10 protein-coding genes are annotated in these 11994 nt (G+C 35.7%); 1 reads left to right on the top strand and 9 read right to left on the bottom strand.

The genetic code is table 11. The features are described 5' to 3' along the window. Positions 1-50 precede the first annotated feature (50 nt). Positions 51-1679, top strand: coding sequence for an acyl-CoA carboxylase subunit beta (locus tag PXG98_RS15300; RefSeq protein WP_276392568.1), 1629 nt, complete (start codon positions 51-53; stop codon positions 1677-1679). On the opposite strand, the gene PXG98_RS15305 is transcribed toward PXG98_RS15300, so the two are convergent. The 9 genes from PXG98_RS15305 to PXG98_RS15345 all read right to left on the bottom strand — a co-directional run bounded on the left by PXG98_RS15305 (position 1676) and on the right by PXG98_RS15345 (position 11975). Further along, complete coding sequence (locus tag PXG98_RS15305) at positions 1676-3022, bottom strand: M24 family metallopeptidase (RefSeq protein ID WP_276392570.1); 1347 nt, start codon at positions 3020-3022, stop codon at positions 1676-1678. The genes PXG98_RS15300 and PXG98_RS15305 overlap by 4 nt on opposite strands. 158 nt (positions 3023-3180) lie before the next feature. After that, positions 3181-4260 carry an AMP-binding protein gene (locus tag PXG98_RS15310; RefSeq protein WP_276392573.1) on the bottom strand — a complete coding sequence of 360 codons (1080 nt, stop codon included), beginning with the start codon at positions 4258-4260 and terminating at the stop codon, positions 3181-3183. Further along, positions 4250-5215 carry a CPBP family intramembrane glutamic endopeptidase gene (locus tag PXG98_RS15315; RefSeq protein ID WP_276392576.1) on the bottom strand — a complete coding sequence of 322 codons (966 nt, stop codon included), beginning with the start codon at positions 5213-5215 and terminating at the stop codon, positions 4250-4252. Before PXG98_RS15315 ends, PXG98_RS15310 begins: the two co-directional genes overlap by 11 nt. After that, positions 5206-6255 carry an o-succinylbenzoate synthase gene (locus tag PXG98_RS15320; RefSeq protein WP_276392578.1) on the bottom strand — a complete coding sequence of 350 codons (1050 nt, stop codon included), beginning with the start codon at positions 6253-6255 and terminating at the stop codon, positions 5206-5208. Before PXG98_RS15320 ends, PXG98_RS15315 begins: the two co-directional genes overlap by 10 nt. Positions 6256-6339: 84 nt before the next feature. Next, positions 6340-7020 carry a metal-dependent hydrolase gene (locus PXG98_RS15325; protein ID WP_276392581.1) on the bottom strand — a complete coding sequence of 227 codons (681 nt, stop codon included), beginning with the start codon at positions 7018-7020 and terminating at the stop codon, positions 6340-6342. Between the two features lie 21 nt (positions 7021-7041). Further along, a complete protein-coding gene (locus PXG98_RS15330; RefSeq protein WP_276392584.1) occupies positions 7042-9000 on the bottom strand; it encodes a histidine kinase dimerization/phosphoacceptor domain -containing protein in 1959 nt (652 codons plus the stop codon). Positions 9001-9681: 681 nt separating this feature from the next. Then, positions 9682-10434: a LytR/AlgR family response regulator transcription factor gene (locus tag PXG98_RS15335; protein ID WP_276392586.1), complete on the bottom strand. Its 753-nt coding sequence runs from the start codon at positions 10432-10434 to the stop codon at positions 9682-9684. Between the two features lie 36 nt (positions 10435-10470). Continuing rightward, positions 10471-11376, bottom strand: coding sequence for a 1,4-dihydroxy-2-naphthoate octaprenyltransferase (gene menA, locus PXG98_RS15340; protein WP_276392589.1), 906 nt, complete (start codon positions 11374-11376; stop codon positions 10471-10473). After that, positions 11376-11975, bottom strand: a complete 600-nt coding sequence (locus PXG98_RS15345; protein ID WP_276392592.1) for an SPOR domain-containing protein — start codon at positions 11973-11975, stop codon at positions 11376-11378. Before PXG98_RS15345 ends, menA begins: the two co-directional genes overlap by 1 nt. Positions 11976-11994 lie beyond the last annotated feature (19 nt).

Here is an 11994-nt window from a genome sequence, read left to right on the forward strand (position 1 = left end):
ATCAATATTACTCCTTATCTTTAAGCACAGATAAAGAAACGATAATTCTTATGGATATTAGCTTTAATAAGAACGAAGATAGAAACAAGCTCATGGTGTCTGAACTGAGGAAGAAACTTGCAAAAGTTAAACTGGGTGGCGGACAAAGTAGAATAGACAAACAACATGAGCTCGGGAAATTATCGGCCAGAGAAAGAATTGCTTTTTTACTAGACAACGATAGCAAAGCTATAGAAATAGGTGCATTTGCAGGAGAGGATATGTATAAAGAGTACGGAGGATGTCCTTCTGGAGGGGTTGTAGTTAAATTGGGACATATCAAAGGTAAACTGTGTATTGTGGTAGCAAATGACGCCACCGTAAAAGCTGGAGCCTGGTTTCCTATTACAGCCAAAAAGAATTTAAGGGCCCAAGAAATTGCAATTGAAAATAAAATTCCTATTATTTATTTGGTAGATAGTGCGGGAGTGTTTCTACCAATGCAAGATGAAATATTTCCAGATAAAGAACATTTTGGGCGTATTTTTCGTAATAATGCTGTTATGAGTAGTATGGGTATAACTCAAATTGCGGCGGTCATGGGAAGTTGTGTCGCGGGAGGTGCTTATCTCCCAATTATGAGTGATGAAGCTCTGATTGTAGATAAAACTGCAAGTATATTTTTAGCAGGAAGTTATTTAGTAAAAGCCGCAATCGGAGAGACCATAGATAATGAAACTTTAGGGGGTGCAACTACCCATTGTGAGATCAGCGGAGTAACGGATTACAAAGCGCTAGACGACAAGGATGCTCTGACAATAATAGGCAATATTATAGATAAAATCGGGGAGAGTTCAAAAGCCGGATTTAATAGGACAAAACCAATAAAACCCAAAGAGAATGACGAGGATATATATGGCTTGCTTCCTTATTCCAGATCCGAGCAATACGACATGTTAGAAATTATTAAGCGCTTAGTGGATAAATCAGAATTTCAACAATACAAGGAAGGATATGGAAAATCTATACTTACGGGCTATGCAAGAATTGACGGTTGGGCAGTTGGCATTGTTGCTAACCAGAGAAAAGTGGTGAAAACAAAAAAAGGGGAAATGCGCTTTGGAGGAGTAATTTACTCTGAATCTGCAGATAAGGCTACCCGTTTTATTGCCAATTGTAACCAAAAGAAAATACCTCTGATATTCCTACAGGATGTCACAGGTTTTATGGTAGGTAGTAAAAGTGAACATGGGGGTATTATTAAAGATGGTGCAAAAATGGTAAATGCGGTAAGCAATTCTGTAGTTCCAAAATTTACCATTATCATTGGAAATAGCTATGGCGCGGGTAACTATGCAATGTGTGGTAAAGCCTATGATCCTCGACTAATTATGGCATGGCCGTCTGCTGAATTAGCCGTCATGAGCGGAAATTCTGCGGCCAAAGTTCTTTTACAAATTGAAAAAGCATCTCTCAAAAAAAAGGGTGAAGCTATATCAAGTGAGAAAGAAAAAGAACTCTATGGAGAAATTAAAAAACGATATGATAAGCAAATATCCCCCTATTATGCTGCTGCAAGAATCTGGACAGACGCGGTAATAGAACCTACAGAAACCCGTAAATGGGTTTCTATGGGAATTGAGGCAGCGAATAATGCACCAATAGAAAAATCCTTTAATATGGGTGTTTTACAAGTCTAATTGCCTTGATAATCTTGAACTCGTGGGAGTAAAAGAAGTTTTGTTTGTCTGCCATTTACATAGCGGAACCCATTCTCTCCAAAGAAACCAGCCTCTTCTAGCATTATTCTAATTTCTCTATTCCATTCTGGAATGTTTACTGTGGTATTTAATTCGATTGCATAAACCGTATTTGGATTAAGTGGATAATTCTCACCGTCATCTTTCATCACACCTCCCTGAGAATCCCACATCCCAATTGTAGTTCCTGCGGAGTGTCCGTAAGAGCCTAAAGGATGCGTGTAAATAGCAGGCTTTAATCCATTAGCCTTTGCCTCATCTAAGGCTATACTAAGAATTTCATTACCAGTTCTTCCCTTTATCATGTTCTTAGTTAAATAGTCTTGTACCCGATTACCATCTTTTAATGCATTGATTAAGAAATCTGGCGCTTCAGTCTCTTCTGGCTTTAGCACATAAGCCAATTCCTGACAATCTGTATTTAGCCTTAAATAAGTAATACCAAAGTCGCAATGCAAAAGGTCTCCTGGCATAATTACCATGTCGTCCGGTCGTCCCGAAAAAGAGTACAAATGATCAACTAATTCATTATTAGATCGTTGTACATCTACAGTGGGGTGGAACCAAGTCTTTAAGCCTAAGTCGGTCACCTTTTGCCTCATCCACCACTCTACTTCTGTGGTGGTAGTAATTCCGGGAGTAATTACATTTTCTGAGAAGGCCTCGTTTATAATATTGTGAGTAATGGAAACCAATTGATTGTAAATAATCATCTCTCGTTTCGTCCGGGTTTCAATCCATCGAACTGCAAGTCGCTCAGCTGAAACTACTTTAGACTTATATTGCTTTGGCAGACTGGTCATAAATTCATCGTAGTCGGTTTTGTCTAACCCGTCGGCTATATTATGATCTTTAGAAAAATTAAGACCTATTTTGTTCGGGGATCGCTCTTCGATTATTTCTAATAACCTGTTCCATTGATTTGGTTCTTTTTCTTTATCCCAGGAAGAACTTATATTCTCACCAACGTCATATCTGGCTACTGCAAGTTTTTCAATGGTATTCTTATTTCTATCTCTAAAAAAAACCAATATCGTCCTTCTTCTGGCGTTCAACCAAGTAGCAGGAAGCATGGTTCTAAGAACCGGGTCTTCATTGTACTCACGAGAGATTAGCACCCACATATCAATATCGGTTGCATCCATCAACTGAGGCAACAGAACATTAAACCTCTCCGCCAGTATTTCATCTATTACTTTTGCTCTTTCGCTAATTGGCAATATTTGTTGAGACCAACCGCTAAAACAGCTTAAAACAACGAAAAATGTGTAAATAAGTTTCATAGGGATATGTTTTTAATAGCTTAAATTATGGGAAATATACTAAGGTTTTAGTTCGGAGAAAACTATTAGAGGATATTTATAATTAACCCCCTGGTATTGAATAACATTAACTTCTTTTCAACGACCTACTTTACAATTAAAACCTATAAAACAGAGATTTAGTTATTGGAATTTAAAAAGACATCTAACGATTCCTGACGCAGAATTTTACCGTTATTACTTCTTTTAAAATACGTGAGAAAAACAATTTCTTTTGGTTGTTCATATCTATCCAGCTGAGCCCTTGCCATAGACTCATTACAGGCATCGTCTTCTTTACCTTCTATGACTAAAATAACCTTTTCTCCTAAAGCTTCATCGGGTAATGAGCTAATAAAAAATGGTTTTTCCAAAACAGACGCGAGTTTTGCTTCAATTTGCTCAGGAAGCAGCTTAACACCACCGGAATTTATCAGATTATCATATCGGCCCAGCCAATAAAATTCTTTTTCAGATACTAGTTCAACCACATCATTTGTTATAATGGTTTCTTTGGATAGCGTTGGAGCATTAATAATGAGACAATTTCTTTCATCTGTGCGAATAGAAATGTGTGGTAACAAAACAAATGGCCTAGGAGATTCGGATTTATTTGAATTAGAGACTTGTTTTAAAGCAATATGACTAATAGTCTCTGTCATGCCATAGGTCTCGAAACAGTTTTGTATACCAGTATTGCTTATGGCTTCTTTCAGACCCGAATTTATTGGTGCTCCACCAATTAATAACTTCTTTATTTGCGTTAACTTAGAAAGACTTGCCATGGCTTGTAAGGGTACCATGGCAGAAAAATCGTATGTTTTATCTACAAATTCTAATGGATCTTTGGACGGAGAAACTATGTCTAAATCAAGGCCAACAGTCATGGAACGCACTAACATCATTTTACCCGCTATATAATCTGCGGAGAGGCATAATAAAGCCCTATCCCCTGCTTCCAGGCCTAAAAACTCGGAGGTGGCTAAAGCAGAATTTATCATATGCTCTTTCTCAACATCAAGCAGCTTAGGCTTTCCTGTAGAACCAGAAGTAGAAACCCTAATAGATTGTTCTTCAGACAACCAATCTAACAAGAAATCTCCAATAATACCTTCCTCTTTATTTCCTTCTTTTATCAGACTATAGGCAATCTCCTTTAAATCTTCTTCCCCTGAAGAAAAACCATTAATTTTGAAACCAGGATGGATCTTAATCGACATTTTCTTCTATTTTTATTTCTGCTTCCATAGGTTCTATTGGAGTCACAACCGCACCTGTTAGTCGTTCTTTCCAATTAGACCAGCCGTATTTTTTAGACATTATAACGAGTAATATAGGATAAACCACAAGTACCGGTACAAAGACATCCCACCCCAAAGTAGGTTCAGCGATATCTTTGTATATGGAATGTGTTTGAAAAGCAGTCCATTCAGCGGTAACCAAAATGGCGGCCGTTAAGTTGTTTGCAGCATGAAATCCAAGTGCGAGCTCCAGACCGTCATCCATTAGTGTTAAAATGCCTAAAAACAGCCCTGTACCCATATAGAACACCATTATTCCATATCCTAGCTTGGCAACTTCAGGATTAAAAATGTGCAGTATCCCGAATAAAAATGAAGTACTTATTAGCGGCACCCACCTATTTTTGCAGGCTATTCCCAGACCTTGCATAAGATATCCTCTCATAAAGACCTCTTCAAAACTCGTCTGAACCGGAATTAGTAGCACGGCAATAACCAATAATATCAAAAAAGGTCCTAATTCAAAATTAAGTACGTAATCTTCAGGGGTTAAGTAAACATCCAATCCGATAAAGGTAATAGACAAAATAGCCACCAAAGTAAATGAAAAAAGTATTCGTTGCCAGTCCATTTTACCGCGAATAGTGATAAGGGATAAAAAAGGTTGCTTATGTAAATAACGTACCGTGAGATAAACGGATAGGAAGCCTACGGCAAAAGTAAGCAAGACCAAAAACAAAAAGAGATTAGAGCCAAGCAGATCAGAAAGACTACCCATATCCGTGGGCATCTCTCCAGATTTAAATGCTTTACCTAACAAGACTACGGATAGAGGAATTGCTCCAATAAATTGCCAACCTATAAAAATGATTAATGTTCCCAAAACATATCGCCAAAATTCGTGTAATCCCTTATATCCCTGTTCTATATACATACTTCTATTTTGTTAAAATCCCATTTTTCGTTTTCGCTGTAGACCAAATGCCCCCCCTTAATTACTAAAGGGGAAGAAACATTATTTGTAAACAATTGTCCTGTTCCAAGACCTTGTGGCAAAGTACTTTTCAAGTTATAAGTCCATTGTGCAATGGCATTAAGACCTATGTTACTCTCTAAAGCACTAGTTACCCACCAACCAATTTCTTGTTCTTTAGCCAAATTAATCCATTCTTCGGCACCACGATAACCCCCAATAAGGCTTGGCTTTAGAATAATGTATTGAGGTTTTATTGTCTCTAACAGTTCTCGCTTCTTTATCCTGCTTCTAATCCCTATTAATTCTTCATCCAAAGCAATCGGAATAGGGCTGCTTTTGCACAGCCTTTTCATTTGTTCTATGTTCCCTGGTTTTATTGGCTGCTCTATTGAATGAATTTCATAGGAAGCTAATTTATCTAATTTTTTCTGTGCCTCTTCTACTAAAAATGCACCATTAGCATCTACCCGAATTTCTATCTTAGTTGCAGGGTAGCTCTTTCGAATTTCAGCGAGTAATTCGCATTCTTCTTCAAAATTAAGTGCCCCTATTTTTAATTTGATACAATCAAAACCATTATTAATTTTAGCTTCTATTTGTTGCCTCATATAATCTATATGTCCCATCCATATAAGGCCATTAATCTTAATTCTATCTTCAGAACTAGTAAAATTAGAGGGAAACAATATAAAGGGATTTTTAGCTTTTAACGACATAAAAGCTTGTTCTATGCCAAATTGGATACTGGGGAACTTACATAAACCTCGGTACAGGCTATCCAAACCCAAATCTATACGGTTACATGTGTCTTCGAGAACTTTTTCGTAATCCTCTACATCATCGAAGCTTAGACCTTTAAATAGATTACACTCCCCTATACCAAATCTATCGCCATCATCAATCCGCAAAAACCAAGTTTCTTTTGTTCGGAGGATTCCTCTAGATGTTCCTCCGGGTACCTTGAAATTTAAAATGTATTTTTTAAAATACGCCTTCATAAAATATAGGAGAAACAAACCTAATAAAGGCGCTTCGATTTTTTCTAAATTAATGGTAAAGATTTAAAATAACATTTTATAAAACTAAACCTCAAGCTTGGCGCCAATATCCAACAGATGTAATGTTTTACCACCAACTTGAAACTTTTCAATAGCATGGGCATGATTAATCTCTATATATCCAAAAGTATCGTAATGATAACCCAAAATCTCCGTACAGCCTAAGAAATCTGCAGCCAAAATAGCATCTTCTACCCCCATGGTAAAATTATCACCAATAGGTAAAATCGCCAAATCTAAACTATACTGCATAGGTATTAGCTGCATATCCATAGATAGTGCCGTATCCCCTGCAATATAAAGAGTTTTATCCATGGCATGAATAATAAAACCTCCAGGTTGGCCTCCATAAGTTCCATCTGGAAAAGAAGAGGTGTGAATTGCATTGGTATACTTCACCTTTCCAAAATCAAAATTCCAACTACCCCCATGATTCATAGGATGTACCGTAAATCCCTTTGCCTGATAATACATGGCTATTTCATAATTACTAACGATAGTAGCTCCTGTTCTTCGGGCAATTGCTTCAACATCCAAGATATGATCTTGATGTGCATGCGTAACCAAAATGTAATTCGGATTTAATGCGTCTATGTCGACCAAGTCTTTGGTCTTTTCGTTTGCAGTAATAAAAGGATCAACGAGTATATTGTATTGCCCAATTTCAATAGAAATACAGGCGTGACCCAAAAAAGAAATAATCATGTTCGTAAGCTTTATTCAAATTTATTTAAAATTGAACCAAAAACGAACTCCTTCTGTAGTTTTGTCAATATTTAATGTAGACTGCAATTGATTGACCAATCTATTCATTAGGCGAATACCCATTGAAGAATTTACTCTTTCATCAGTATCATCGGATAATCCTATTCCGTTATCCGTATATTCAAAAAATCCTTGCTCCCCATTTTTTCTGAGATGTATGTAAATCTTTCCATCTTCTTTGTCCTCAGGGAAGGCATATTTAAAGGTATTCGAGACCAGTTCATTTAATATAAGACCAAAGGGTATGGCCCGGTCGATATCTAATTCTACGCTCTCTGCGTCAATAGTAATATTAATATTGTGCCCTCCTTTTTTAAAAACGGATTGCACACTATTTACAAGACTCTCTATATACCCCTGCATCTCGATTACAGATAAATCGTCATTCTGATAGAGTTTTTGATGGATAAGTGCCATTGCTTTAACCCTACTTTTCCCTTCTTCTAAAGCCGCTATAGCCGCTTTACTCCTCGTATTTTTCGTTTGTAAACTCAGAAGACTTGAAACCATTTGCAGATTGTTCTTCACACGATGGTGAATCTCTTTTAAAAGAGAGTCCTTTTCTACTAGTGAATTTTCTATAATATGTTTTTGATCGGCAATCAGACGTTGGGTTTTTATACTTTTCAAATAGGCGTACACTAAACCAGCGAATCCTAATAAGGTAAAAATCAATGAAATAAATACAAGATTAATCTGTTCGTCTTTAGCTTGCATTTCATTTCTAGCCTGTTCCATTTCTAGCTTCTGGGCATCAATCATACGTTTAGAATTCTCTATTTCGTATTTAGCTACTGTGGATAACTGCTGTTTTTTTAAGGAAGAATCATTTAGGTTTAAAGAATCGTTAATTCGTACATTCTGTTTAAGGTAACTTGTGGCTCTTTTATAGTCTTTTGTTTTGTCGTAATAGGCCGCCAATAATCTATTTTTTCTAACAATGTTCTCTAACTTTATTGGGCGAAGTCTACTGTTAAGTATTTCCTTGGCTTTTTCATAATTTCCCTTCTGCAGATGGCAATCGGCTAATGCCAGACTATTTCCAACTATTTCTTCAGAATATTGTCCGCCATTGTTTTCATTTATTATGGAAATACTATTTTCTAAATAAGGTAAAGCCTCTTCGAATTGTTTTAATTGTAAATAGGCCTTCCCTATATTACCTTCAATTTCACCTTTCAGTATTTTGGCATTCTGTAATTCTTTTTCGGTTTTTACTTCAGTGACATCGTTTAAATAAACATCAATATATCCCTTTCCCTTTTTAAAATTACTCAATGCCACGGAGGACGACTTGTCTAAAAGAAGGTAGTATCCTACCTGATTATTATATTTTGCAAGACCAAATAGATCGGAATCGTCAATGGTCCTTTTCATATCCATGATATAGTCTTCCATGGCCTTTCTATGGAGTCCTAAGTTTGAATAAATATCATAAAATGTAATATTCTTGGTAAACCCCAGGTCGCGTTTTTGCTGCCGAATTTCTACCTGTTTTCCATATAATTGTAATTGTCCGTAGTTGTTATCAATTATATCGAACATCAATTGTTTTGTTTGCCGATCTAAACCTTCTCTAATTTTATATAGATCATTGGCAATAGCGACACTTTTATCGTAATCGCCCAAATCGTAATAAATCTGGGATTGCATTAGCTGATATCTTCGAATAGAAGTAGAATCCTGAATTTTTTCAGCCTGATTTAGGTATACATTAACCTGATCTAACCAATCATAGGCAGAATTTACATTATACCTGTTCGCTGTGTTAAAGAAGAAAGTTAGTCTGTCATTGACATCTGATTGCTGCTGAAATCTAACCAACAGGTTATCTTCCAAGGAATCAATTACCTGAGCCCCTGCATTATAACTAATTACTAAAAAGAAAAGAATTAAGAAATTACCCAGTGTTTTTGCCATAACATGCCTAGGAGGTTAGCTTTTGATTTTATATTTTTTAATATTCTATTGTGACGTTAAAAATACATTTTAAACTTACTACTAATAGTTAGCACCGATAAATAATTGTTGTAAAGCCTTCTATTAGCGTTGTCTAAATACGAATCAACAAGAAATTCTAATTTTAATTTTCCATATTTCATAAAATAGTCTCTATCTATTATTTACCTAATGCGGCAATATTCATACAAAAAAAAGACTACGCAATTGCACAGTCTTTCTTCAGATAGATAAATGATAAGATTTGGGGTCTTAATATTTATTTCAAATGTATAATCAAATGGCAGTAGTTTTTCAGAATTGTTGTGTAACTCAGGATTCTTGTTGTGAAATGGTTCAATTTCAGTGTAAAATGCGCTTTATCGATGATTTGTGCTTTTAGTCGAACAAAAATTACTTAGGTAAGGCTAGACATTCACAAAAACTACAAATGAAAAAGAGTCCGATCTATGGAAGACAAGACTCTTTTACGAGAACACTATATGAAAATGAAAAAAATTATTCTTTATTACACTACTAAACTAGTCAGGTTTTGCCTTGAATTGAAATAATTGTTGTGAACACCTCTATTCTTGTGGTAAACACGAATATTGTAGGCTTAAGTACCCCAAAACGAAATAGAAAAAGGAAAGAATATAAATTTTAGGAGTTCATCGATGATATAATAAACTCCTTAAAGTCCTTAGAAATAGGAATTAGAGTATTATTTATCATAATGTCTTTAGAATTAATCGCGTCAATATGATCCACATTAACTATATAGGACTTATGCGCCCTGTAAAACTTATTACTCGGTAATTTCCCTAAATAATCCTTTAAAGGAGATCTAACTAAAAACTTCTTATCAACAGTATTAACTTCCAGGTAAACATTATCCGCCTTTATAAAGCGAATATCACCAAATTGAATTCTATAGTATAAATGTTGCTTTTTTACAAAAATAGAGTCCTTTAATACAGAGTTAGATACTACCTTATCCCCTACATCTGGTCTTTCGTCTTTGCCCGTCTTACTGGTGTAATCAAAGTTAGACAAAGCAATTTCTATAGAGGTATATAAATCTTGCTGTTCAAAAGGTTTTACCAAATATCCATTTGGCTTTACGGATTTAGCATTTTCTACGGTAGCCCTATCCGAATTGGAAGTAACGAATATGAAAGGGATGTTATAATTCTCTCTTATATGCTTCCCTAAATCTATTCCTGTCTTATCAGAGGCTAAAATTATATCTATTAAAACTAAATCTACATGATTGTTTTTTAAAACCTCTTCGGCCTGCTCATAGACAATAACATTGTCTACTATTTCATAGCCAATTTCTTCTAACATCGATTGCATATCGTCGGCAATAATCACATTGTCTTCTACGATGAGGATCTTAATAGCTTGTTCCAAAGTAAGTGAGGTATTAAGTGGTTATTTAATTCAAATTTACAAAAAATTATAATAACCTAAATAAAACAAGATAGCCAGCAAGAAAGTACTTAGTGCTACTTTTTTTAATTCGGGATCAAAAGATTTAGGTTCTACTATGCTTCTAACGGTTTTCAGATGCATTAAAATTGGTACAAAGGCGATAACGCTAATTATACCCAGCCAGGAAGTTGTCTGCCTACTGAGAAAAGCAACCCAACATAGCATGGCTGCCACTAATAAGGTGCTATGGTACACCTTGCCATTTTGGATTCCGATTTTAACGATAACGGTGTTTTTTCCAGCCTTTTTATCAGACTCAAAGTCTCTTAAATTATTTAAATTAAGAACTGCCGTACTCAAAAACCCTATCGTGCAAGCAGGGAGTACAGCATCTATGGGAATATTCTGCACATATAAAAAAAGGGTGCCCAAAACACTTAAAAGCCCAAAGAAAACAAAAACAAAGATATCTCCAAACCCTCTGTATCCATATGCATTGCTGCCGACGGTGTATTTAATTGCAGCCCAGATACTGCAAAGACCAAGGACTACAAATAGGAAGAAATACCATAAATCTTCCTTAAAAGCAGTATAAAGAAGGAGAAAAATAAGTATCAGACAAACAAAAACTGAAATGATGATACCTCTTTTCAATTCTTTTCTGCTCAATTCTCCGCTCTGGAAAGCTCTAGTTGGTCCAATACGATCTAATCCGTCTGTCCCCTTTATACCATCTCCGTAATCGTTTGCAAAATTTGAGGTTACCTGCAGAGCGACGGTAGTTAATAGTGCCAATAGAAATATAAGAGTGTCCTCATATCCTAGCCATTGTGCCAAAGCGGTACCTACAATAATTCCTGAAAGTGATAGGGGTAATGTTCTTAAACGGGCTGCCCCAAGCCAAGCTTTAAACTTCCCCACTAATATGGGTCTTCAATTTTTAAACGCTTACCATCCTGATATGAAGCCACAAAGGCATCATCAAATCCCATTTTCACCAATTGATATCTAAAAGATCTGGCTTCTTCAAGGGTTTCAAAGTTTCCTAAGGAGTAAGAATAAAACGGATTGGTCTTAACGAACATTGTATTGGCAAGTGATTCTGCAGAAAGCGTTATGTTGTTATCCACAAAGGATTTTACCTGAACTGAGTATATCTTTTCTTTTTGTAAAAAGCGTTTGGCCATATAAAATTCATTAACCAAACTAAGCTCTTCATTTTTCTGCTTTAAATTATCTATTCTAGTTTTTACTGCCTCTAAACTATCAATTGATACTAACAGATTTCTATTTTCATAGGTATTGGAGCTACTGGAAAGTCCGGCAGTAAAAGAAGTTATCGCTAAAGTACCTATCAAAAATAAAGCGGTAACCCCGGCCAATACATTCCGTTGTATTTTGCTTTTTTTAAGTTCTTTATTCTTAAACTTTATTTGATCTAGAAGGCGCTCATTTATAATTTGAGCTTTGTCTATATCTTTATGTAATTCAAGCAAATCACTTTCTTCGATAAATGGCATAGGTAGCTAAATTTTGGAA

Origin of the sequence: Eudoraea chungangensis (genome assembly GCF_029360665.1) — a bacterium.
Taxonomy (GTDB): domain Bacteria; phylum Bacteroidota; class Bacteroidia; order Flavobacteriales; family Flavobacteriaceae; genus Eudoraea; species Eudoraea chungangensis.